The organism is Bacillus sp. 37MA (genome assembly GCF_000372765.1).
GTDB lineage: Bacteria > Bacillota > Bacilli > Bacillales > Domibacillaceae > Domibacillus > Domibacillus aminovorans.
In genome coordinates this window covers 2,363,004-2,385,067 of sequence record NZ_KB889752.1, presented here as the reverse complement: position 1 = coordinate 2,385,067, position 22,064 = coordinate 2,363,004, and the positions used below count along the sequence as shown (strand labels likewise).

Here is a 22,064-nt window from a genome sequence, read left to right as displayed (position 1 = left end):
ATGATTGTGCATCGCATAATTTAGGATATGTGTGAAAACGCAATCATTATAATAAATATGAAGGAGATCGGTGATTTCAATTAAATAAAAAAATTTAAATATAGTGAAACTATGCAAAATTTGCTAGAGTTTGTGCCTATTATCCAAAAAATATCGAAAATTGCTTGTCATAGCAACCATCCTCTTGCATAATGAACAGTGACTGACTGTGACAGGGGAGAATCAATTTAATGAAAAATACGTATTTAACCGGCTATATGCCGCTTCTTGCTATTTTACTTTTTAGCTTGTCGCTCGCTATGTATGGACAAGCTCTCGTTGTTGAAGTGCTTCAAAAAGCGAACTTATATAGCGGAATGCTCGATTTCTTTACAAAAACGGAAATGAATCTTGTGGTGATCGGCGGCCTTATGCTTGTATTCACAATGCTTTTCTCCACGCTTAAGCTGCTGGCGAATACAGCGAATGAACTCGCCCTTTTATTTTTTTCAAAAGATACAGAAGGCGAATTGTTGAAAAAAGCACGGTTTGGTGCTGTTATTTTTTTCATCGGTGGGCTTGTCTCTCTAATTAGCTTTTCGTCTGCTGCTGGTATTCTTATTATTTTTCTCGTAACGGCAATGGCTTACACCGTTTATTTCGTTTACAAATTAAGCGCCCACATTACGACACCGCAAATGATCGGTATTATCGTTTTTGAAGCACTGTTCTGGATTTTCTTCGGCTTGTTGCTTGCTTTAATTATCATGAAACTATACAACGGCATTTTAGCGTCTCTGCCATTGTGAAAAAGAACGGTCTCTGGAAAATTCCAGAGACTTTTTTTATGATTGTGATGAAGTGCAGGTACGTGTAAACAAACGTGTCCCGCCTGGCCATTTAGCCGGGCGGGACACGTTTGAAATTAGGCAAATAATGCGGCAATCGATGCTTTATCCGGTTTAATAATCCCTTTTTCCGTCACGATACCTGTGATCAAGTCAGCAGGTGCAACGTCAAACGCAGGATTGAACACATTCACGCCGTCTGGTGCGATATTTACTCCGTTCACATGCGTAATCTCACTCGGGTCGCGTTCTTCAATCGGAATCGCGTCGCCGTTTGGCGTATCAAGATCAAAGGTTGACAGTGGAGCCGCGATGTAAAATGGAATGCCGAATGACTTTGCTAGAACCGCCAGACCGAATGTGCCGATTTTGTTGGCAGAGTCACCGTTAGCTGCAATCCGGTCTGCACCGGTAATGACGGCTGAAATCTGTTTCATTTTCATCGTGTGTGCGGCCATGCTATCCGTAATGAGTGTTACGTCGATATCTGCCTGCATTAATTCCCACGTTGTCAGACGAGCACCTTGAAATACAGGACGCGTTTCACATGCGAAAACAGACAGATCGATGCCACGCTCTTTCGCTAAAAAGAAGGGAGCAAGCGCTGTGCCGTATTTTGCCGTCGCAATTGAACCCGCATTGCAAATTGTCATGACCCGGTCGCCGTTTTGAAACAATGTAAGCGCATGTTCGCCGATCGAGCGGCACACTTCTGCATCTTCTTTTTGAATCGTCAGCGCTTCCGCCAATACGTTTTCACGCAATGACTGAGCGGTATTTGATCGTACGACCACTTCATTCATCCGATTCAGCGCCCAAAATAAGTTGACGGCCGTCGGACGTGACTGCGACAAATAGCCGCTGTCCATAAATACTTGCTCTTTCAGTTCATGAACATCCTCTGTCTTACATGTGAGTGCTGATAAGGCAACACCGAACGCTGCTGCAATGCCAATCGCCGGAGCACCTCGTACAGCAAGCGATTTAATCGCTTCAAATACAGATTCTACTGTTCCAAGCGTCAAGTATTCCGTTACATGCGGCAATTTGCGCTGATCTAACAGCCGAATCGTATGATTTTCCCAACTAACAGATTGTGGGATAGTCATTAAAGCCCCTCCTTAAACGCCGCGACGAGCTGATCCGCAGACGTATAACGGGCCCGTTCTTTTACAAAATGCGCACCCATCGACAAGGATTGGCGTTTTGCTTCTAAACGCGTCGCCTCATCTTCTATGCTATCGAGATCTTTCACATGGGCAAGACCAATCGTCCGACGTATCATTTCAAGCCCCATAAAACCGGTCGCTTGCTCAAAAATATCAGCCAAAAGCCATTCCAGATAGCCATCTGTTTGGGCAAAAGCTTCTGTATTGTTTTCATTCCACAAACGTGTAAACTCACCGGTAAACACATCCCACACCGTCACAACATGCGCATATACTTGCGCGCGGCGTGACTCTTCGCGAGAAAAGGCATTCATAAATAAGTTTGCTGTAAAATGGGCAATATCAAACCCGAACGGTCCGTAAAACGCAAACTCTGGATCAATCACTTTCGTTTCCGTCTTGCTTGCAAAAATACTGCCTGTATGAAGGTCACCATGCAAAAGCGCATCACCGGACGTTAAAAATAATCGTTTTAACTGTGCGGCATGGAGCTTCAAATTTGAATCTTGCCATAGTTTTTCTACATCCGGCCGAAGCCCTTCTTCAAAATCATTTGTGTCGGCATCAAAAAACGGATCTGTAAACACAAGTCCTTCAGTAATATCACACAGCTCGGGATTGCAAAACGTATTTTGTAACTTTTTCTTTTCCTGCGGCCCGAGCGCAAAGTCGGATGTGCCGTAAAGCGTGCGGGCGATGAATTCACCAGTATGCTGCGCGATGAGCGGATAATCTTCACCATTAATAAGGCCTGTACGGGCAATTTCTAAATAGGATAAATCTTCCATAATTGTAATGGCCAAATTCTTATCAGAATAGTAGATTTTAGGGGTGTAATCAGGCGCGAATTGACCTTGCAAACGGAGTGCCCGATTTTCGATATCAGCTCGTTCAAGTGTAAGCGGCCAGCTTTCGCCAACAACTTTTGCATATGGAAGTGCCTGTTTGACGATGACGCTTTTTTCTGTTCCTTTTATATGGAACACGTAATTTAAATTCCCGTCGCCAATTTCTTGACAAGAAAGGGTTTCAGATTCAGCAAATAAGCCAAGTTTTTTCACAAGGGAAACAGCTGATTCGGTCGTTAATGCTTCATATAAAGACATGTTTATCCCTCCGAATATATTTACAATTCGACAAATAGCATATATATTAATGACTGAAATTGCAAGAACAATTTAAGTAGGTGTATAAATGACTCAATTTGATCAATCGACATTGTTAAATACGCTGCCGAAACAGTTTTTTGCGGCGTTGACGAAAAAAGCAGCACAGTATGTGAACGCAGGACACGACGTCATTAATCTCGGACAGGGAAACCCGGATCAGCCGACCCCTCAGCATATTGTAGACTCGCTGAAAACCGCGGCGGATCGCTCTGATTTTCATAAGTATCCCCCGTTTCAAGGACAGCTGTTTTTAAAAGAAGCAGCTGCCGAATTTTACAAGCGAGAATATGACGTAGACCTCGATCCAGAAAAGGAAGTCGCTATTTTGTTTGGCGGAAAAGCCGGACTCGTCGAATTGCCGATATGTTTATTGAACCCAGGTGATTACATGCTCGTGCCGGACCCCGGCTATCCGGATTACTGGTCAGGGGCAGCGCTGGCCGGAGCGAAGATGGATTACATGCCGCTTACAGCCGAAAATGGCTTTTTGCCAGATTACAGTGTGATGGACAGTGAACAGCTGGAGCGGGCAAAGCTTTTGCTACTAAACTATCCGAACAACCCGACCGGTGCCCAGGCAAATCCGGCCTTTTTTGATGAGACAGTTCATCTTGCTAGGCAGCATAACATATGTGTTGTGCACGATTTCGCTTATGGCGGTGTTGGATTTGATGGTGTTAAGCCACCGAGCTTTTTACAAGCAGAGGGGGCAAAAGACATCGGTGTAGAAGTGTATACATTATCGAAAACATACAACATGGCTGGATGGCGTGTTGGCTTTGTCGCAGGAAATAAAAGTGTCATTTCAGCGATTAATTTATTGCAGGATCACATGTATGTGAGCTTGTTCAGTGCGATTCAAAAAGCAGCGGCGGATGCATTAACCGGTCCGCAAGACTGTGTCCGTGGACTTACAGACATGTACGAACGCCGCCGCAACGTGTTCATTCAGGCGTGCAAGAAAATTGGCTGGGATGTCACTGCACCAGCGGGTTCCTTTTTCGTCTGGCTTCCAGTGCCAGCACCCTATACATCAGTTGAATTTGCCGATGTACTTTTGGAAAAAGCACATGTCGTCACGGCACCAGGAATTGGATTTGGCACATATGGGGAAGGCTACGTGCGTGTGGGGTTATTGACGGATGAGAATAGACTGTTAGAAGCTGTTGAACGAATCGGAAAGCAGGAGCTCTTTGTTGACAAAATGAGAAAAAAATGACATAATCCTAGTAAACTAGTTGGTATTCAGAATGGAGAACGAGTGATGAGTGAAGTGATCGCAACGTACCGGCTGTTTGATAAAGGCGGCCAATTTGAAAAAAAAGCAGAAGGTATCGCACTCGGATTGACAATCGGTTCATGGACTGACTTGCCGCATCTTGAGCAGGAGCAGTTAAAGAAGCATAAAGGGCGAGTCATATCGATTAAAGAAACGGGACGTGAAACGACAGAAGGACGGGAAGCAGATGTTACAATTGCGTATCCTGCGGCAAACTTCAGCACCGATTTGCCGGCTATTTTGGTAACGGTATTTGGTAAATTATCATTAGATGGTGTCATCCGGTTAATGGATCTTGATTTTTCAAGTGATTTGGCAAGATGGTTTCCGGGCCCGAAGTTTGGTGTACAAGGTATTCGTGAATTAACAGGTGCCTATGACCGTCCGCTCGTTATGAGCATATTTAAAGGCGTCATTGGCCGTGATCTGTCGTATATGGAAAGACAGCTAAAAGCGCAGCTTAATGGCGGCATTGACATTATTAAAGACGATGAAATTTTATTTGAAAATAAGCTGACGCCATTTGAAGAGCGATTGAAGCTTGGCAAACAGGTTATCGTGGAAAGCGGTAAAAAAGCGTTGTATGCGGTGAATTTAACTGGACGCACGTGTGACCTAAAAGAAAAAGCACGCCGCGGCATTGAACTCGGTGCAACCGCCTATTTATTTAACGTATTCGCATATGGGCTGGATGTGTTACAGGAACTCGCAGAAGACCGCGATATTCCGGTGCCGATTATGGCGCATCCGGCTATATCCGGCGCATTTACATCTTCACCGCATCACGGTATATCGACAGAATTGATGCTCGGCAAGCTCGTCCGTATGGCAGGCGCTGATTTTACATTGTTCCCGTCGCCATATGGATCGGTGGCACTGGAGCGGACCGCAGCTTTGAAAACAGCGGAAATGGCGCTTGAAGACAGCATTTATAAACAGACGTTTCCGGTGCCATCTGCTGGTATTCATCCGGGGCTTGTGCCCGTACTGTATGAGGATTTCGGAATGAATTCAATCATTAATGCAGGCGGCGGCGTTCACGGCCATCCGAATGGTGCAGCAGGCGGCGGACGTGCATTCCGTCAAGCGGTAGATGCGGTCGTATCTGGCCGAACGATTGAAGAAGCAGCAAAGCAACACGAAGACTTACGTGTCGCACTTGAATTGTGGGGAACAGGTAAGTGATGGAGAATACTGTACTCATTTGTGATTTTGACGGCACGGTTACGAAAAATGATAACATTATCGCCATCATGAAACAGTTTGCACCAGCCGGTTGGGAAGAGTTAAAAGATGGTGTACTCACGCAGCAGATTTCGATTAAAGAAGGCGTCGGGAAAATGTTTGCGCTCCTTCCATCATCGCAAAAAGAAGAAATCATTGACTTCATTTTACATGATGCGAAAATTCGTGAAGGCTTTGCGGATTTTGTGGCGTATGCGAAAGAGGCTGGAATTCCGCTTTATATCGTAAGTGGGGGGATGGACTTTTTTGTGAAGCCGATATTAAATGGCCTTGTCCCAGATGACTATATCTATTGCAATGCGGCTGATTTTTCGGGTGAATACATTCATATTGACTGGCCTCATTCGTGCGATGAGCATTGTCATAACGAGTGCGGATGCTGCAAGCCTTCGATCGTTCGTGATATTGCAAAAGGGAAAGATATTATCGTGATTGGCGATTCGATTACGGACCTGGAAGCAGCTAAACTTGCCGACTTTGTGATTGCACGTGATTTATTGCTCGAAAAAAGCCGTGCACTTGGTTTGACCCACAAGCCGTTTGATACATTTTATGAAGTCATTGATCATGTGAAAGAGGTAGTCAAATGAATACAATGCAATTACGTTGGAATGATCTAGCGGATGTGAAGCGGGAGCTTGCGGTGCGTGACTGGTTCCCGGGGACGAGCGGCAATTTATCGATTAAAGTGGATGATGCGTCGTTCCTTGTCACGGCAAGCGGAAAAGATAAGCGAAAAGAAACGAAGGAAGACTTTTTGCTTGTAGACTCACAAGGTGCAGCGATTGAAGGCTTTGCCGGCAAGCCATCCGCTGAAACGCTTTTGCATGTAGAAGTGTACGGTAAAACGGACGCCGGGTGCAGCCTGCATGTGCATACGATTGACAACAATGTGATTTCGGAATTGTATGGTGACAAGGGCGAAGTGACGTTTACCGGACAGGAAATTATTAAAGCGTTCGGCATATGGGAAGAGCATGCGTCGGTGACTGTGCCGATTATTCCAAACTATGCGAACATTCCGAAGCTTGCTGAAGAGTTTGGCAAGTACGTGTCAGCTGACGCCGGTGCCGTATTAATTCGCAACCATGGCATTACCGTTTGGGGCCGCGATGCGTTTGAAGCGAAAAAGTTTTTAGAAGCGTATGAATTTTTATTTTCATGGCATATTAAATTACTTATCCTGAAAGGAAGATGAACAAATGGCATCTATTTATTTTCAAGAAACTGGTGAACGTGTAACGGATCGAAATGCAGTCAGTGCTTTTTTGACAGGACAGGAAGTTATTTATGAAAACTGGGATATTACGAAGCTTCCCGAAAATTTGCGTGAAAATTATTCGTTGACAGATGAAGAGAAGCAACAAGTACTTGATGTATTCAAGCCAGAACTTGACGATATTTCTGAACGCCGCGGCTATCAGGCGCGTGATATCATTTCTTTATCAGATAGTACACCGAACCTCGATGAATTGTTGAAAAAATTTGAAAATATTCACATTCATACAGATGATGAAGTACGCTTTATTGTGAGCGGACATGGCATTTTCGCGATCCAAGCGAAAGATGGCCAATTTTTCAATGTAGAGCTTGAGCCGGGCGATTTAATTTCAGTTCCGGTCAACACACGTCATTACTTCACATTAATGGAAGACCGTAAAGTAGTGGCCGTCCGTGTCTTCGTTACTCAAGAAGGCTGGGTGCCGATTTACGACGACGAGCAGAAAAAAGCATAAATATAAACGGGAAGAACCGGAACAGCTGACAAAGTGTTCCGGTTTTTTTTGAAAAAAATACCCCGCAGCCAGATTTCGGTGCGGGGGTGATTCTAGCAATCTATTACCTCATGATACGTTTCCAGATGAGCTGCTGAGGGCCATAGGATTCCATGTAGTGGATGTTATCGTATTGATTGTCATATTTGTCCTTCCCAACCCATACACCAGCTGTATAGCCTTCAGTCAGTCCGACGAACCAGAGATCGTGGTAATTATTCGTCGTCCCTGTTTTCCCGCCAATATAAGTGGTCGCAAAGTTTGCTTTTTTACCGGTCCCATTTTTTACAACGTTTGTAAGCATGTCGCGCATTTTATATGCTGTAGCGGATGACCAGACACGAACAGGTTCGACTTTCCAAGCGTAAAGCGTGTTTCCTTCAAAATCGGTTACACGTTTAATCGCATGCGGCTTCGTAAATGTACCATCGATAAATGAGGTGTAGGCACCAGCCATTTCAAGAGATGTTACACCAGGATCGATTCCACCGAGTGAGGCGGCGCGCACGTGATCGTCTTCATCGACACGGTTAAAGTCAAATTTATCAAGATAAGAAAATGAACGCTCGATGCCTGTCCGCATGTACGCACGGACAGCGGATGTATTGTGTGATTTCGTTAATGCTTCTTTAATCGTGACCATTCCGTATTCTCTACCACTGTAGTTGTTTGGACACCAATCTCCAACACAGTATTTATCAGCGGAAATAAGATCATTCACACCAGCGCCAAACGTTTCCATGTAAGGTGCGTAATCAAGCAGTGGCTTAATCGTTGATCCGGGCTGACGGTACCCTTGGTGTGCCCGGTTAAATTGCGTCACATCAAAGTCTCTCCCGCCCGACAATGCGACAATGTCACGTGACTGATTTCCGACGACAGCAGCAGATCCTTGCACGGATGAACCAGCGAGTACGTTGTTCACCGCACTGACCGTTTTTTCTTGCATAGAAGGATCAAGCGCCGTATGAATAATAACACCAGAGGCCAGCACTTCTGCTACACGTGCGTTCAACTTTTCTTGAATCGCTTTGCGCGCATCGCCATCTGCATTAATAAGCTGCTGATCAAATCCTTCTGTTTCAGAGATTAAATCACTGAATTCATCTCTAACATATGTGGAGTAGTCGGGATATTTATCGAGACGATTGCGTACATTCAGCGTGATTTTTTCGTTTTTAATCTGTTCCGCCTCATCTGCTGTAATAAATTCTTCCCGCGCCATAATGTCAATGAGGCGTTCTTGGCGCGTTTTCGTATTATCAAAGCGCTCCAATGGATCATAGAGTGACGGATTGTTTGGAATCGCTGCTATAAACGCCATTTGTGCTTTTGACAGCTTGTCCACCGGCTTTTGGAAATAATACTGCGCCGCGGCTTCCACGCCGTACACGTTATGGTTGAAGTAAATAACATTTAAATATAAATTCAAAATGTCATCTTTTTTGAGCTTTTTCTCAATTTGATACGAGTAAAGTACTTCTGATATTTTCCGTGCCAGTGTCCGGTCCTGCGTTAAATAAATGTTGCGGGCAACTTGCTGAGTAATCGTACTTGCACCTTGCTCGATCTCATCTGACTGGGAATTGACTAAAAACGCCCGCATGACAGCAGCCGCATCGATACCGGAATGTTCATAAAAATGTTTGTCTTCCGATTGTAAAAATAATTCCTTTAAAAAGGCAGGAACTTTTTCACCGTCAACGACAATTCGATTTGGTTGATGGAGCTCGACATACGTGTTGCCATTTGTATCTTTTATCTTGCTTGCCTGTGGCAAATCAACTTCTTTAATAATAATTTTTTCTTCTACATAATCATCAAAAATTTGCACTTTACCTGCTTCGGCATCGGCGTAATAAAACGTCATAACGGATGCAGGGATAAGCAAAATAATGAGGACATATCCAAAAACCGTTCTCATTCACTAACCGCCTTTTTCTGAGGTTTGACTTTTCTTTCTTATGTATAATCATAAAGGAAAAAAAGATGGAAATAAAGGACTGTTTTTCACATGAATGAGCTATTCGAACGAAACTTTGTACATAAGTTCGTACTCTTTTTTCACCGATTGGAGTGCTTGTAAGCTGCGGACCGTAAATGCATCATCCTTGGCGATAAGCCGGTTTTCAAGTTTAACGACAGCAGCCAGAAGCGAATCGGTATAATTCGCCGCTTCACCATCGAACGGGTGAACGGCCGATTCGGCGATATTAGCCTGTTCGCCTAGGGCAAGTGCTTTCCGCTCGTGAAAAAACGGGACTTCTGCAACGTTTGGATTGTGCAAGTCTCCTTGGACAGGGTGACGCAATACTGATGATACTTTGACCGTGTAAACACCGGGACGAAAACCTGTAATCGTTCCTGTATATTTGCCTGATTTATAATGCGCTGTTACCGGATCACCAATATTCAATAAAATCTCCTCCTTAAAGATTCATTGTATCAATTTTCCTCATTTAATGGAAATGACACAATCATGATGTTGGATTTATGATGTTCTCTTGCTATAATATACGGGTACGATAGAATGGAGGCATGCAGTGTGCTGACTAATTTGATGCTTGGTTTCGGCAACTTTTTATACTTTCCTGAAGATAAATCTGAGTATATTCCAGCCACAATTTCAATGAGTGTATTCGTTTTAATGGCTGTCGCCGCTTTTTACTTTATTAAACGGGTGTCGAAAAAGGAAGAACAAAAAACAAAACAATTTGAAGAGCAGATTAGTAAGATGAATAAACAAAATAAAGGATAAATGAAAGAAGACATTCCGCGATATGCGGGAGAGGTTCGCGAACTCCCTCTATAAAAAACTAAGAAAAAAACCGGCATGTGACGGTTTTTTTCTGTTGTCTTCGCGAGCTTTTTCTTCTTTTTTATATGAATAGAAAGAAGGAAAATAAAGATGCTAAAAGATGAAAAAGCCGTTGTTGTATTTAGCGGCGGCCAGGATAGTACAACGTGTCTGTTCTGGGCAAAACAAACATTTAAAGAAGTGATTGCGGTGACGTTTGATTATGGACAACGTCACGATGCAGAAATTGACGTGGCGAAAGAAATCGCGGCTCATCTTGACGTACCGCATCACATATTAAATATGGGGCTATTAAATCAGCTGGCACCGAACGCGTTGACGCGCACGGATATTGCCATTGAAGAAAGAGAAGGAGAGCCGCCGTCCACATTTGTTGAAGGGCGCAACTTGCTGTTTTTATCGTTTGCAGCTATTCTTGGCAAACAGTACGACGCCCGCCATATTGTGACGGGCGTCTGCGAAACAGATTTCAGCGGCTACCCGGACTGTCGCGATTCGTTTGTCAAATCACTTAATGTGACGCTTAATTTATCAATGGATCATGAGTTTGTTATTCATACACCGCTTATGTGGCTCAATAAGAAAGAAACATGGGCACTGGCCGATCAGCTCGGTGCATTTGAGTACGTACGTGAAAACACACTAACGTGCTATAACGGTGTAAAAGGTTCAGGATGCGGCGAATGCCCTGCCTGCAAACTGCGTCAAAATGGACTCGACCAATACCTTGAGCAAAAAGGGGGAGACGTGTGATGATGCAGCAAATTTATCCGGCTCCGGCGCACGATTTCCGTTATGAGTTAAATAAAGACTTTCAATTTGCTGCGGCGCATTACGTACCGCATGACGAAGCGGGAGCATGCCGGAAGTTACATGGCCACACGTATTTTGCCAACGTGACGGTCGCCGGTGATGAGTTAAACGAATCAGGCTTTCTGACCAACTTTCAACTGATTAAGTCGCTTATACATAAGCGCTTTGACCACACCGTACTAAATGACGATATGTTATTTTCTGAAGACATATCGGAGCGCTTCCCAACAACAGAAGTCGTCGCACGCGTCATTTGGGAAGTTATTCAAAAAGAACTCAATGAAACACCAAATAAACCGAAATGCTTGCAAGTCTATTTGCGCGAAACACCGACAAGTTACGTTGTTTATCGTCCGAAACAAGAGGATTTCTCATGATTCCTGTACTTGAAATTTTTGGTCCGACTGTACAGGGCGAGGGGGCTGTGATTGGCCGGAAAACGATGTTTGTACGGACAGCGGGCTGTGATTACCGTTGTTCCTGGTGCGATTCAGCTTTTACGTGGGATGGCAGTGCGAAAGACGATATCCGTAAAATGACACCTGAAGACATTTATGAAGAACTGCTGGCAATCGGCGGCGACACGTTTGATCACGTGACGATTTCCGGCGGCAACCCGGCACTTTTGCCTCACATTGCCGCCCTGCTCGATTTGTTTAAAGAAAAAGAGATTGTTTCAGCACTGGAAACGCAAGGCTCCAAATTCCAATCGTGGTTTCGTGACATCGACGAGCTGACTATCTCACCGAAGCCGCCAAGTTCTGGAATGGACACGGATTTTGATAAGCTAGGTGATATTATTGAACGAACAGCAGGGCAACAGGTCAGTTTAAAAGTCGTTGTCTTTAACGAAGAAGACTTAGCCTTTGCAAAAAAAGTTCATCAGTTTTTTCCGGGCGTACCTTTTTACATTCAAGTCGGAAATGATCGTCTCGAGGAAGTAGACGATGAAAAATTGCTCGTCTACTTGGCGGGACGCTATGAATGGCTCATTAACCTTGTGATGCCAGACCCCGAATTTAAACGGGTCCGTGTTCTTCCTCAGCTTCATACGTTTGTATGGGGAAACAAAAAAGGCGTATAATGAACGGCCAGATAATATAAATACCCCGCTGCATGTGCAGACGGGGTATTTGTGAAGAACTCGCTCAATTATATCGCAGATTAACGGACAGTAAGACCCCCGCTTTAAGAATTAGAAAAAGGATAATTTAAGAAAAAAATTCCAGTAAAGGCCCGATGGGTTCGGACCGGCAGGAAGCCGGTCACTCAGGTATTGCTGCAGGACACGTCGCTTTTTACCTAGGTTCCTTTTTATTTAGTGGAGAGATAGCGGAATGCAGACTAAGATCGGCACGTCCTGTGACAACGTCTGCATGACCCACATCCTGTGGGCCTAAAACCCCCACTGATGGAAGATTCACTTTATTGAGTCTACTGCTTTTTTCATTCGTTCTACACCGTCCTGCACGAGCGACCGCGGGCAAGCAACATTTATGCGCATAAAGCCTTCGCCGCCAGGTCCGTATTTCGCGCCATTTCCAAGCGCAATACCAGCGTCTAAAAATAAGGTGAGCAGTTCTTTGTCTGAAAGGCCAAGTTTCCGGCAGTCGATCCAAACGAGGTAGCTGCCTTCCGGCTCCATGACTGTAAGTTCGGGGATTTCCGCTTCCACATACTCCTTCACAAGGCGGTTATTTCTTTGAATGTAGTCAATCGCTTCGTCAAGCCACTCGTGCCCGTAACGATACGCCGCCTCCATTGCTGCAATCCCAAGTCGATTCAGTGTAAATGCCCCCTGACGCGCAAATACTTTTTGAATTTTCACCCTTACTACATTATTTGGAATGATGAGAGCAGACGCTTGCAGCCCTGCTAAGTTAAATGTTTTGGACGGCGCGATTAATGTGACCGTAAACGCTGAATAGTCTTCAGATAATGAACTGATCGGTACATGTTTATGAGGTTCCCGGGTTAAGTCGGAATGGATTTCATCGGATACAATATATACACCGTGCTTTTGACAAATGTCTGCAAGCCGCGTTAATTCCTCTTTCGTCCAAACACGGCCTCCGGGATTATGGGGTGAACATAGGACAAACATTTTCGCTTTTTCTGAAATGATTTTTTCTTCAATATCGGCAAAGTTCATTTCATAACGATTATCTTGAAGGAGGAGCTCACTATGAACGAGTTTTCGATCATTTTTTTCAACCATGTCGAAAAACGGGTTGTAAACAGGAGGCTGCACGATGACCGCGTCGCCTGGCTTTGTTAATGCTTCAATAGCAGCACCAATTGATGGGACGACGCCGTGATTAAACAGCAGCCATTCTTTTTGAATGACCCAGTTATGGCGAACACTCATCCAAGCAACGATGGATTCACGCGCGGAGTCTGGCACGAGCGTATAGCCATAAATACCATGAGCCGCTTCTTTTTGTACCGCTTCTATGACAGCATCCGGTGCTTTAAAGTCCATATCAGCCACCCACATTGGCAGCACATCTTCTTTTCCAAACACCGCTTTCAATTCATCCCACTTCACGGCATTCGTTCCGCGACGCTCGATGACTTCATCAAATCTTGACATCAAATCCACTCTCCTTGACAATAAAGTTACTCCCATTATGTTAATGGAAAACGAAAGGTGATACAAATGAACGAAACTGCACAACTTAATTTTGCGCTAGCTGACGTCCTGAATGGCTTCGATCCATTCGATGCCGGACCAGGCTTTTATGATACGGAAATTGCGGACTCTATTTATGCGGTTCACCGTTTGGACGAAATCAACAAACTCGCTGCAGCGATCCGATCCATTTATGAACATTCTTTTGATGCGCCGATGCCGGGTGGAAATCCAACGGTACTTGCGGAAAAGTTGCTTATGATTAAAAATAACTCTTCATGTTATTTGTGAAAATTCACAAAAATAACCGAAAATTTTATCAAAATGCACAAATGAGCAATGAATTTGTTATAATGAAACATGTAGTTTTTTACATACTTGAGGAGGCTCATCATTATGAAGCTGAATGAAAAAGAAGTGGAAATCCTTGAAATTCTGCAAAAAGACGCACGTTTTGAAGCCGCCGACATTGCGAAAATGATCGGACTTGCGGAAGCGGCAGTAGTGGAGATGATCCGCCGTCTTGAAGAAGAAAAAGTCATTGTTCATTACGCGACGCTTGTAGATTGGGCAAAAATGGACAATTATACTGGCGTAACCGCAATGATTGATGTGAAAGTAACACCGAAGCGCGGCGTGGGCTTTAATGAAGTGGCAGAAAGAATTTACCGTTTTAAAGAAGTCAGCTCGGTTTATTTAATGTCGGGTGTATACGATTTATCGGTGACTGTTGAAGGAAAATCGATGAATGAAATTGCCCGTTTTGTTTCTGAGAAATTATCGACACTTGATTCTGTCGTATCGACAACTACTCATTTCCAATTAAAAAAATATAAGCATGACGGCATGATTTACACATCAAATAAGCAAGATCATCGAATTGTGGTGTCTCCGTGATGACGATGACGAAAAGTTACATTGCTAAATCAGTCGAAAGTATGCGCCCATCTGGCATTCGTAAGTTTTTCGATTTGGCTGCGACGATGGAAGGTGTTGTGTCGCTCGGCGTTGGCGAACCGGATTTTGTCACATCATGGTCGATTCGTGAAGCAGCTATATCTTCATTGGAAAGCGGATTTACCTCCTATACAGCGAATGCGGGATTAATTGAATTGCGCCGTGAAATTTCGCATTATATGAGCAGCCGTTTTCATGTAAACTATTCGCCGCAGGATGAAATCATTATCACAAACGGTGCCAGTCAAGCGCTCGATATCGCGATTCGTGCGATCACTGACCCAGGCGATGAAATTATTGTTGTAGAACCGTGTTTTGTTTCGTACGCACCGCTAGTGGAACTTGCTGGCGGGAAAGCAGTCACCATTGGTACGACCGGTGAAACAGGATTTAAATTGCAGCCGGAACAGCTTGAAGCGGTCATTACACCGAAAACGAAAGCGATTCTTCTTTGCTATCCGAATAATCCAACGGGAACACAGCTCGATACAGCCGATTTACAGCTTATAGCCGACATTGTAAAAAAGTATGATTTGCTTGTGATTGCGGATGAAATTTATGCAGAACTTGCCTACGATAAAGATCATACATCGATTGCGACACTTGATGGCATGCGTGAACGGACGATTTTAATTAATGGTTTTTCAAAAGCATTTGCTATGACGGGCTGGCGTCTCGGTTTTACATGTGCACCTGAAGATATTTCCAGCGCAATGCTGAAAATTCATCAGTATGCGATGATGTGTGCATCGACACCGGCACAATATGCTGCGGTTGAAGCATTGCAGCATGGCATGGCGGATGTTGAAAGTATGAAAAAGGATTACCGGCGGCGGCGCAATTATCTCGTCCAATCATTGAATGAAATTGGCCTTGACTGTCATTTGCCGGGCGGGGCATTTTACGTCTTCCCATCGATTCAGTCAACTGGCCTTACATCCGAGCAATTTGCGGAACAATTGCTGCTTGAAGAAAAGGTAGCTGTTGTACCGGGTTCTGTTTTTGGTGAAGGTGGGGAAGGGTACATTCGCTGTTCGTATGCTTCTTCTATGTCTCAATTGCAGGAAGCGATCAAACGAATCGGCCTTTTTATCGAAAAAAGAAACATGAATGAAGTTGCCTTAGAAAAATGATAGAAAAATAAAAAAGGAAGAGCGGAATTTTTAGCTCTTCCTTTTTTATGTATCAAATACATTGCTGTACTGCTTTTTTGCGAGGAAAATGAGTCATTAATATCAAGTCATATGAAAGTGTGGTATAATATCGCGACGCATAAAACAAGAAAACAAGAAAACAATTAAAACTGGAGAGATTTGATGGAACAAAAATTTGAACCAGGACAGATTGTCACTGGGAAAATCACCGGTATCCAGCCATATGGTGCGTTTGTCGCACTTGAACATGGCCGTCAAGGACTTGTTCACATATCGGAAATTACCCACGGGTTTGTGCGGGACATTAACGATTATTTAACAATCGGTGAAGACGTAGCGGTCAAAGTGCTGTCGGTTAACGAAGACGAAAGTAAAATCAGTTTATCGATTCGCGCAACAGAAGAAGGCGGTCGGCGTCAGCGTCGGGGCATCTGTATTGATGACGATGGGGACGGCTTTCATCCGTTGAAAGACAAGCTGCAGGAGTGGATTGAACAGTCTGTCAGAGAAGAACGGAAAAAAGGCTGATTGTAAGGCTTGCGAATGGACTGTTTGCCGGCGTACAATGAAGGCGGAAGCACAGATGATCAAGTAATGATAAAAATGATGATAAAAGAGGTGAATGTAAATGGCTGAAAATCTAAACTTATTCACATCGACCCAGAATGTCATTAAAGAAGCATTAACAAAATTAGGTTATACAGAAGAAATGTACGAGCTTCTTAAAGAACCACTCCGTATGTTAACGGTACGTATTCCGGTTAAGATGGATGATGGATCAGTCAAAATTTTTACAGGCTACCGTGCACAGCATAACGATGCACCTGGACCGACAAAAGGCGGCGTCCGTTTCCATCCTGAAGTGAATGAAGAAGAAGTGAAAGCGTTATCTATGTGGATGACGTTAAAAGCGGGTATCGTTAATCTACCTTATGGCGGCGGAAAAGGCGGTGTTGTGTGTGATCCACGGCAGCTGTCTATGCGTGAAGTCGAAAATATCAGCCGTGGCTACGTGCGGGCGATTAGCCAAATTGTTGGCCCGACAAAAGATATTCCAGCGCCGGATGTATATACAAATTCGCAGATTATGGCATGGATGATGGATGAATACAGCCGCATCCGTGAATTTGACTCGCCAGGCTTTATAACAGGTAAGCCAATCGCACTTGGCGGATCGCATGGACGTGAAAAAGCGACTGCACAAGGCGTGACCATCTGCATTCATGAAGCGGCGAAAAAACGGGGCATCGATATTCAAGGTGCTCGTGTCGTCGTGCAAGGCTTTGGCAACGCCGGCAGTTACTTAGCAAAATTTATGCATGATGCAGGCGCGAAAGTAGTCGGAATTTCCGATGCATACGGGGGCCTTCACGATCCAGATGGACTAGATATCGATTACTTACTGGACCGCCGCGACAGTTTCGGTACAATTACGACATTGTTTGACAATACGATTACGAACCAGCAGCTGCTTGAGCTTGATTGTGACATACTTGTACCAGCAGCGATTTCCAATCAAATTACCGAGGGAAATGCGTATAACATTCAAGCATCGATCATCGTCGAAGCAGCAAACGGTCCGACATCACTTGAAGCAACGAGAATTTTAACGGAACGCGGAGTTTTGCTCGTGCCGGACGTACTCGCAAGTGCTGGCGGCGTGACCGTTTCTTATTTTGAGTGGGTGCAAAACAACCAAGGTTATTACTGGACGGAAGAAGAAGTGAACGAAAAACTGCATGAAAACTTAATTCAAGCATTCAATAACATTTACGAAGTATCACAGACGCGCGGTGTCGACATGCGCCTTGCCGCTTATATGGTCGGTGTTCGCCGTGCAGCGGAAGCTTCGAAATTTAGAGGATGGGTATAAACCGGCTGAATTCCAGCCGGTTTTTTTGAATCAAGTTCAATGATTTGAAAAAGACATGATTAGTACGCACAATAAAAAAAGAAAAGGAGTGAAAATAAAATGAATGAATTTGTATACTGGAATCCGGTAAAGTGGATTTTTGGCAAAGACACAGTAAATCAATTGAGAAGCAACGTTGCTTTTTACGGTGAAAATATACTACTCGTATATGGCGGTGGGAGTATGAAAAAAAGCGGTTTGTACGACATTGTTTTAAAAGAATTGCAAGGCTTTAACATAACGGAACTGTCGGGAGTAGAACCGAATCCACGCCTAACAACGGTCAAACGCGGAGCAGAACTATGCCGAGAAAATAATGTCGAATTTATTTTGGCAGTGGGCGGTGGCAGCGTCATTGACTGTGCAAAAGCGGTGGCAGCGGCAGCGAAATTCGATGGAGAGCCGTGGGATTTGGTGACAAGAAAAGCACCTGTTGAAGATGCTATCCCATTTGGTACGATTTTAACATTGGCAGCAACCGCATCTGAAATGAATTCAGGATCGGTTATTACAAACTGGGAGACGAATGAAAAGCTCGGATGGGGAAGTCCTCATGTATTCCCGAAATTTTCAATATGTGATCCGTTCTGGACGACGACAGTTCCGCGCGATCAGACTACATATGGCATTGTCGACATGATGACGCATATGCTTGAGCAATACTTCCATAATGCGGATCAAACGGATGTGCAGGACCGAATGATCGAAGGAACGCTTAAAACAATTGTCGAAATAGGTCCGAAATTGATGAATGATCTACAAAATGAAAAATTGCGCGAAACAATCATGTTTGCAGGTACAATCGGTTTAAACGGTATGCTGCAAATGGGATACCAGGGCGACTGGGCGACACACAATATTGAACATGCCGTGTCCGCTATATACGATATTCCACATGGGGGTGGCCTGGCGATTTTATTCCCGAATTGGATGGAGCATACGATTGACGTGAAGCCAGAGCGTTTTAAACAGCTGGCTGTCCGTGTATTTGAGATTGATCCAGAAGGAAAAACGGACAAAGAAGCAGGAATGGAAGGCATTGAAGCGCTACATGATTTTTGGACATCAATTGAAGCACCTGTCCGCCTATCAGATTATGATATTGATGACAGCCGCATAGATGAAATGGTGGAAAAAACACTTTTTAACGGCCCGTTCGGTCATTTTACGAATTTAGATCGTGATGATGTGACAGCTATTTTACGTGCATCTCTTTAACTGGGCAAAAATAAGCCCGATTTTTGCCGGTTTTTTTTCTTGCGAAACTGTGTGCAGTCGTATACAGTAAAGTGGAAAATACAGTTAGACGGAGGTTTTTTGAGGATGACGCACATTCAATTTGATTATTCAAATGCTCTTTCGTTTTTCGGCGAACATGAAGTCGCATATTTACGCGATGCCGTAAAAGTAGCGCACCATTCCCTTCATGAAAAAACAGGACAGGGACAGGATTACCTAGGCTGGATTGATTTGCCTGAAGACTATGACAAAGAAGAATTTGGCCGTATTCAAAAAGCGGCGGAAAAAATCCGCAAAGATTCTGACGTGCTCGTTGTCATTGGAATCGGCGGTTCCTACCTTGGCGCCCGTGCGGCAATCGATATGCTCAACCATAGTTTTTATAACGTCGTATCATCTGAAAAACGTAACGGTCCACAAGTGGTTTTTGCCGGCAATAACATCAGCTCTACATATATGAGTGATTTGATCGACTTGCTTGATGGGAAAAATTGGTCCATTAATGTGATTTCAAAATCAGGTACAACGACAGAACCAGCGTTAGCTTTCCGCCTGTATCGTGATTTACTTGAAAAGCAATACGGAAAAGAAGAAGCGAAAAACCGTATTTATGCAACGACAGACCAGGCAAGAGGCGCATTGAAAACGGTTGCAGATGAAGAAGGTTATGAAACATTTGTCATTCCAGATGACGTTGGCGGCCGCTATTCCGTCTTAACTGCTGTTGGTTTACTTCCGATTGCAGCAACAGGAGTGGACATTGAAGCAATGATGCAAGGTGCTCGTGATGCACGTGCAGCATACAGCTCGTCTGAACTTGAAGAAAACGGAGCATATCAATATGCAGCAGTTCGAAATATCCTTTATAGCAAAGGGAAAACAATTGAAATGCTCATTAACTATGAACCAGGTCTTCAATATTTCTCTGAATGGTGGAAGCAGTTATTCGGCGAAAGTGAAGGGAAAGATGGGAAAGGTATTTTCCCAGGATCCGCTAACTTCTCAACAGACCTTCATTCGCTTGGTCAATACGTGCAGGAAGGACGCCGTGACTTATTCGAAACAGTCATCCGCGTTGAAAATTCACGTAAGTCATTGGTTGTTGAAAAAGCAGAAAATGATCTGGATGGCTTAAACTACTTAGCTGGTCAAAAGGTTGACTATGTGAACAACAAAGCATTTGAAGGAGCGCTTTTTGCCCACACAGATGGAGGCGTGCCGAACTTGACTGTGTCTATTCCAGCGATGGATGCATACACATTCGGTTACCTAGTCTACTTCTTTGAAAAAGCATGCGCCCTCAGCGGTTATCTACTTGGTGTCAATCCATTCGATCAGCCGGGTGTAGAAGAGTATAAAGTGAATATGTTTGCTCTTCTTGGTAAACCAGGCTATGAAGAAAGAAAAGTAGAATTAGAAAAGAGACTCCGTGGGGAATAATCCCCCGGAGTTTTTTTATAAAAAGAGTTGCAAGTCTTGGTGAAAGCATTATAATATAATCTAGACATAAAAACGGGGCATTAGCTCAGCTGGGAGAGCGCTTGCATGGCATGCAAGAGGTCAGCGGTTCGATCCCGCTATGCTCCATATAAACAGCCTGTTTGTGCAGTGGATGAAAAACCTCCTTTCCGGATAACGGGAAAGGAGGTTTTTCATGGCCCTTCAATGTCGACATGCTGTATGTCTGGGATTTCAGAAATGGTACAGTATATTTCAGTCGTCCGCCTTTTAAAATGAACACGGGCTGTGAGTTCGATCAAATGAGCATGATTTGTTTCATCGTATCGAATATGGATATGTTTCACGTCAATATCTTCACGTTCAATGGCTTTTAGAATATCTTGTACGTTATGGTGGCTCGCTGTCATTATCTTGATATATAATAACTTTTCTTTCAAACGTCCAGGCCCGAAGAAACGAATGATGCCAGGTAAAATTTGAACAGCCAATAGTAGCATAATCACACCGGCAATGGCAGCGGAATAAAAACCCGCACCGACGACAATACCTATACCTGCTGCGCCCCAGATCATTGCAGCTGTCGTCAAACCAGAAATGCTGTCATTCGCTCGGTGTAAAATAACGCCTGCGCCGAGAAAGCCGATGCCTGATACAATTTGGGCGGCTAGCCGGAGCGGATCCATTGTAATATTGACATCGCTGCTGCCAGGATAGCGGTAGACGGATTCAACAGAGACAATCGTGAGCAGACAGCTGATAATTGAGATGACAAGGCTTGTTTTTAATCCGACTGGTTTTTGCTTTAATTCACGTTCTAGCCCGATAATGGCTCCAAGCGCGGAAGAGAGTCCAAGCTTTACAAGCAGATGAGCATCTATAATCCATTCCATGAACAGGTACCTTCTTTCTATAAGAATTTATTCTATTTAAACATAAAAGGTGGTTATTGGGTGGAAAGCGGGTGGTCTTCATATCTTTTTTGAAAAAATAAAAACTTTTTCAAAAAAAGACTTGCGTAATGTTGAAAGAACATGTTATATTATTTCTTGTCCGCTAGAGATGCGGCGATAAAAACTTTTGACAGCAGGTAAACGTCGTGTTAAATTAGTGAAACGGCGTTACTAAGATTGAACATTGAAAACTGAACAAAATCAATAAAAACGTCAACGTTTTAGTTTTAAATCTTATCTGGCAGATGCCTGTCATCTGCAGATAAACAAATGAGCAAGTCAAACACTTTTTGGAGAGTTTGATCCTGGCTCAGGACGAACGCTGGCGGCGTGCCTAATACATGCAAGTCGAGCGGATCTAAAGGAGCTTGCTCCTTTAGATTAGCGGCGGACGGGTGAGTAACACGTGGGCAACCTGCCCTGCAGATTGGGATAACTCCGGGAAACCGGGGCTAATACCGAATAATATCGAAGATTTCATGATCTTCTTTTGAAAGATGGTTTCGGCTGTCACTGTAGGATGGGCCCGCGGCGCATTAGCTAGTTGGTGAGGTAACGGCTCACCAAGGCAACGATGCGTAGCCGACCTGAGAGGGTGATCGGCCACACTGGGACTGAGACACGGCCCAGACTCCTACGGGAGGCAGCAGTAGGGAATCTTCCG

The 22,064-nt window shown here is 44.1% G+C and carries 23 protein-coding genes, 1 tRNA gene, 1 riboswitch and 1 other annotated feature; of the genes, 18 read left to right on the top strand and 6 right to left on the bottom strand.

Features of this window, described 5'->3' with window-relative positions; translation table 11 throughout:
- Positions 1 to 230 precede the first annotated feature (230 nt).
- On the top strand, positions 231 to 788 hold the full coding sequence (locus A3M5_RS0113270) for a DUF5366 family protein (protein ID WP_018394255.1): 558 nt from the start codon (positions 231 to 233) through the stop codon (positions 786 to 788).
- A 116-nt stretch (positions 789 to 904) separates the two neighbouring features.
- Here A3M5_RS0113270 and mtnA read toward each other — a convergent pair whose 3' ends face one another.
- Both mtnA and mtnK read right to left on the bottom strand, forming a co-directional pair.
- Positions 905 to 1,936: an S-methyl-5-thioribose-1-phosphate isomerase gene (mtnA, locus tag A3M5_RS0113265; protein ID WP_018394254.1), complete on the bottom strand. Its 1,032-nt coding sequence runs from the start codon at positions 1,934 to 1,936 to the stop codon at positions 905 to 907.
- Positions 1,936 to 3,102, bottom strand: coding sequence for an S-methyl-5-thioribose kinase (gene mtnK / locus A3M5_RS0113260; protein WP_018394253.1), 1,167 nt, complete (start codon positions 3,100 to 3,102; stop codon positions 1,936 to 1,938). Before mtnK ends, mtnA begins: the two co-directional genes overlap by 1 nt.
- 88 nt (positions 3,103 to 3,190) lie before the next feature.
- On the opposite strand from mtnK, the gene A3M5_RS0113255 reads away from it, so the two are divergent.
- Genes A3M5_RS0113255 through mtnD form a run of 5 tightly spaced genes read left to right on the top strand, consistent with a single transcriptional unit; the run spans position 3,191 to position 7,425 of the window.
- Positions 3,191 to 4,384 carry a pyridoxal phosphate-dependent aminotransferase gene (locus tag A3M5_RS0113255; RefSeq protein WP_018394252.1) on the top strand — a complete coding sequence of 398 codons (1,194 nt, stop codon included), beginning with the start codon at positions 3,191 to 3,193 and terminating at the stop codon, positions 4,382 to 4,384.
- A gap of 45 nt (positions 4,385 to 4,429) precedes the next feature.
- Positions 4,430 to 5,629 carry a 2,3-diketo-5-methylthiopentyl-1-phosphate enolase gene (locus A3M5_RS0113250; RefSeq protein WP_018394251.1) on the top strand — a complete coding sequence of 400 codons (1,200 nt, stop codon included), beginning with the start codon at positions 4,430 to 4,432 and terminating at the stop codon, positions 5,627 to 5,629.
- Positions 5,629 to 6,279, top strand: a complete 651-nt coding sequence (locus tag A3M5_RS0113245; RefSeq protein WP_018394250.1) for a 2-hydroxy-3-keto-5-methylthiopentenyl-1-phosphate phosphatase — start codon at positions 5,629 to 5,631, stop codon at positions 6,277 to 6,279. The genes A3M5_RS0113250 and A3M5_RS0113245 overlap by 1 nt, the downstream gene beginning before the upstream one ends.
- The gene (locus A3M5_RS0113240; RefSeq protein ID WP_018394249.1) at positions 6,276 to 6,887 is read left to right on the top strand and encodes a methylthioribulose 1-phosphate dehydratase; all 612 of its coding nucleotides are present in this window, start codon (positions 6,276 to 6,278) and stop codon (positions 6,885 to 6,887) included. Before A3M5_RS0113245 ends, A3M5_RS0113240 begins: the two co-directional genes overlap by 4 nt.
- A 4-nt stretch (positions 6,888 to 6,891) precedes the next feature.
- Positions 6,892 to 7,425, top strand: a complete 534-nt coding sequence (gene mtnD / locus A3M5_RS0113235) for an acireductone dioxygenase (RefSeq protein ID WP_018394248.1) — start codon at positions 6,892 to 6,894, stop codon at positions 7,423 to 7,425.
- Positions 7,426 to 7,528: 103 nt separating this feature from the next.
- On the opposite strand, the gene A3M5_RS0113230 is transcribed toward mtnD, so the two are convergent.
- Positions 7,529 to 9,388 carry a transglycosylase domain-containing protein gene (locus A3M5_RS0113230; RefSeq protein ID WP_018394247.1) on the bottom strand — a complete coding sequence of 620 codons (1,860 nt, stop codon included), beginning with the start codon at positions 9,386 to 9,388 and terminating at the stop codon, positions 7,529 to 7,531.
- Positions 9,389 to 9,487: 99 nt separating this feature from the next.
- On the bottom strand, positions 9,488 to 9,880 hold the full coding sequence (gene kapB / locus A3M5_RS0113225; protein WP_018394246.1) for a kinase-associated lipoprotein KapB: 393 nt from the start codon (positions 9,878 to 9,880) through the stop codon (positions 9,488 to 9,490).
- A gap of 129 nt (positions 9,881 to 10,009) precedes the next feature.
- Between kapB and A3M5_RS0113220 the strand changes: the two genes are divergently transcribed.
- From A3M5_RS0113220 to queE, 4 genes are all read left to right on the top strand, one after another.
- Positions 10,010 to 10,222, top strand: a complete 213-nt coding sequence (locus tag A3M5_RS0113220; RefSeq protein ID WP_018394245.1) for a hypothetical protein — start codon at positions 10,010 to 10,012, stop codon at positions 10,220 to 10,222.
- Between the two features lie 24 nt (positions 10,223 to 10,246).
- A riboswitch (PreQ1 riboswitch) is annotated at positions 10,247 to 10,290 on the top strand.
- An 82-nt stretch (positions 10,291 to 10,372) separates the two neighbouring features.
- Positions 10,373 to 11,035, top strand: a complete 663-nt coding sequence (gene queC, locus A3M5_RS0113215) for a 7-cyano-7-deazaguanine synthase QueC (RefSeq protein WP_018394244.1) — start codon at positions 10,373 to 10,375, stop codon at positions 11,033 to 11,035.
- On the top strand, positions 11,035 to 11,472 hold the full coding sequence (locus A3M5_RS0113210; RefSeq protein WP_018394243.1) for a 6-pyruvoyl trahydropterin synthase family protein: 438 nt from the start codon (positions 11,035 to 11,037) through the stop codon (positions 11,470 to 11,472). The genes queC and A3M5_RS0113210 overlap by 1 nt, the downstream gene beginning before the upstream one ends.
- Positions 11,469 to 12,179 carry a 7-carboxy-7-deazaguanine synthase QueE gene (gene queE / locus A3M5_RS0113205; protein ID WP_018394242.1) on the top strand — a complete coding sequence of 237 codons (711 nt, stop codon included), beginning with the start codon at positions 11,469 to 11,471 and terminating at the stop codon, positions 12,177 to 12,179. The genes A3M5_RS0113210 and queE overlap by 4 nt, the downstream gene beginning before the upstream one ends.
- Positions 12,180 to 12,515: 336 nt before the next feature.
- Here queE and A3M5_RS0113200 read toward each other — a convergent pair whose 3' ends face one another.
- Entirely contained in the window at positions 12,516 to 13,688 is a 1,173-nt protein-coding gene (locus A3M5_RS0113200; protein WP_018394241.1) for a MalY/PatB family protein, read from the bottom strand.
- Positions 13,689 to 13,754: 66 nt separating this feature from the next.
- Between A3M5_RS0113200 and A3M5_RS0113195 the strand changes: the two genes are divergently transcribed.
- The 8 genes from A3M5_RS0113195 (at position 13,755) to A3M5_RS0113150 (ending at position 20,576) form a co-directional block, all read left to right on the top strand.
- Positions 13,755 to 14,018 (top strand): DUF1871 family protein, encoded by a 264-nt coding sequence (locus tag A3M5_RS0113195; RefSeq protein ID WP_018394240.1) that lies wholly within the window; start codon positions 13,755 to 13,757, stop codon positions 14,016 to 14,018.
- 105 nt (positions 14,019 to 14,123) lie between these two features.
- Entirely contained in the window at positions 14,124 to 14,624 is a 501-nt protein-coding gene (locus tag A3M5_RS0113185; RefSeq protein ID WP_018394238.1) for an Lrp/AsnC family transcriptional regulator, read from the top strand.
- The gene (locus A3M5_RS0113180) at positions 14,624 to 15,817 is read left to right on the top strand and encodes an aminotransferase (RefSeq protein WP_018394237.1); all 1,194 of its coding nucleotides are present in this window, start codon (positions 14,624 to 14,626) and stop codon (positions 15,815 to 15,817) included. The genes A3M5_RS0113185 and A3M5_RS0113180 overlap by 1 nt, the downstream gene beginning before the upstream one ends.
- A gap of 183 nt (positions 15,818 to 16,000) precedes the next feature.
- The gene (yugI, locus tag A3M5_RS0113175; RefSeq protein WP_018394236.1) at positions 16,001 to 16,366 is read left to right on the top strand and encodes a S1 domain-containing post-transcriptional regulator GSP13; all 366 of its coding nucleotides are present in this window, start codon (positions 16,001 to 16,003) and stop codon (positions 16,364 to 16,366) included.
- A 100-nt stretch (positions 16,367 to 16,466) separates the two neighbouring features.
- On the top strand, positions 16,467 to 17,711 hold the full coding sequence (locus tag A3M5_RS0113165) for a Glu/Leu/Phe/Val family dehydrogenase (RefSeq protein ID WP_018394234.1): 1,245 nt from the start codon (positions 16,467 to 16,469) through the stop codon (positions 17,709 to 17,711).
- Between the two features lie 99 nt (positions 17,712 to 17,810).
- Complete coding sequence (locus tag A3M5_RS0113160; protein WP_018394233.1) at positions 17,811 to 18,968, top strand: iron-containing alcohol dehydrogenase; 1,158 nt, start codon at positions 17,811 to 17,813, stop codon at positions 18,966 to 18,968.
- A gap of 105 nt (positions 18,969 to 19,073) precedes the next feature.
- Positions 19,074 to 20,429: a glucose-6-phosphate isomerase gene (locus tag A3M5_RS0113155; protein WP_018394232.1), complete on the top strand. Its 1,356-nt coding sequence runs from the start codon at positions 19,074 to 19,076 to the stop codon at positions 20,427 to 20,429.
- Between the two features lie 74 nt (positions 20,430 to 20,503).
- Positions 20,504 to 20,576 (top strand) — tRNA-Ala (locus A3M5_RS0113150).
- A gap of 65 nt (positions 20,577 to 20,641) precedes the next feature.
- Here A3M5_RS0113150 and A3M5_RS0113145 read toward each other — a convergent pair.
- Positions 20,642 to 21,340 (bottom strand): MgtC/SapB family protein, encoded by a 699-nt coding sequence (locus tag A3M5_RS0113145; protein ID WP_018394231.1) that lies wholly within the window; start codon positions 21,338 to 21,340, stop codon positions 20,642 to 20,644.
- Between the two features lie 393 nt (positions 21,341 to 21,733).
- Positions 21,734 to 22,054: a sequence feature (16S ribosomal RNA rRNA prediction is too short), on the top strand.
- The last annotated feature ends 10 nt before the right edge of the window (positions 22,055 to 22,064 follow it).

Bases quoted from the DNA above. Each gene is read 5' to 3' on its own strand.
- A3M5_RS0113245 (WP_018394250.1), top strand. From the start codon at position 5,629: ATGGAGAATACTGTACTCATTTGTGATTTTGACGGCACGGTTACGAAA.
- queE (WP_018394242.1), top strand. From the start codon at position 11,469: ATGATTCCTGTACTTGAAATTTTTGGTCCGACTGTACAGGGCGAGGGG.
- A3M5_RS0113160 (WP_018394233.1), top strand. From the start codon at position 17,811: ATGAATGAATTTGTATACTGGAATCCGGTAAAGTGGATTTTTGGCAAA.
- mtnA (WP_018394254.1), bottom strand. From the start codon at position 1,936: ATGACTATCCCACAATCTGTTAGTTGGGAAAATCATACGATTCGGCTG.
- A3M5_RS0113255 (WP_018394252.1), top strand. From the start codon at position 3,191: ATGACTCAATTTGATCAATCGACATTGTTAAATACGCTGCCGAAACAG.
- A3M5_RS0113210 (WP_018394243.1), top strand. From the start codon at position 11,035: ATGATGCAGCAAATTTATCCGGCTCCGGCGCACGATTTCCGTTATGAG.
- yugI (WP_018394236.1), top strand. From the start codon at position 16,001: ATGGAACAAAAATTTGAACCAGGACAGATTGTCACTGGGAAAATCACC.
- mtnK (WP_018394253.1), bottom strand. From the start codon at position 3,102: ATGTCTTTATATGAAGCATTAACGACCGAATCAGCTGTTTCCCTTGTG.
- A3M5_RS0113180 (WP_018394237.1), top strand. From the start codon at position 14,624: ATGACGATGACGAAAAGTTACATTGCTAAATCAGTCGAAAGTATGCGC.
- A3M5_RS0113240 (WP_018394249.1), top strand. From the start codon at position 6,276: ATGAATACAATGCAATTACGTTGGAATGATCTAGCGGATGTGAAGCGG.
- A3M5_RS0113145 (WP_018394231.1), bottom strand. From the start codon at position 21,340: ATGGAATGGATTATAGATGCTCATCTGCTTGTAAAGCTTGGACTCTCT.
- queC (WP_018394244.1), top strand. From the start codon at position 10,373: ATGCTAAAAGATGAAAAAGCCGTTGTTGTATTTAGCGGCGGCCAGGAT.
- A3M5_RS0113195 (WP_018394240.1), top strand. From the start codon at position 13,755: ATGAACGAAACTGCACAACTTAATTTTGCGCTAGCTGACGTCCTGAAT.
- A3M5_RS0113165 (WP_018394234.1), top strand. From the start codon at position 16,467: ATGGCTGAAAATCTAAACTTATTCACATCGACCCAGAATGTCATTAAA.
- A3M5_RS0113155 (WP_018394232.1), top strand. From the start codon at position 19,074: ATGACGCACATTCAATTTGATTATTCAAATGCTCTTTCGTTTTTCGGC.
- A3M5_RS0113250 (WP_018394251.1), top strand. From the start codon at position 4,430: ATGAGTGAAGTGATCGCAACGTACCGGCTGTTTGATAAAGGCGGCCAA.
- mtnD (WP_018394248.1), top strand. From the start codon at position 6,892: ATGGCATCTATTTATTTTCAAGAAACTGGTGAACGTGTAACGGATCGA.
- A3M5_RS0113270 (WP_018394255.1), top strand. From the start codon at position 231: ATGAAAAATACGTATTTAACCGGCTATATGCCGCTTCTTGCTATTTTA.
- A3M5_RS0113200 (WP_018394241.1), bottom strand. From the start codon at position 13,688: ATGTCAAGATTTGATGAAGTCATCGAGCGTCGCGGAACGAATGCCGTG.
- A3M5_RS0113230 (WP_018394247.1), bottom strand. From the start codon at position 9,388: ATGAGAACGGTTTTTGGATATGTCCTCATTATTTTGCTTATCCCTGCA.
- A3M5_RS0113185 (WP_018394238.1), top strand. From the start codon at position 14,124: ATGAAGCTGAATGAAAAAGAAGTGGAAATCCTTGAAATTCTGCAAAAA.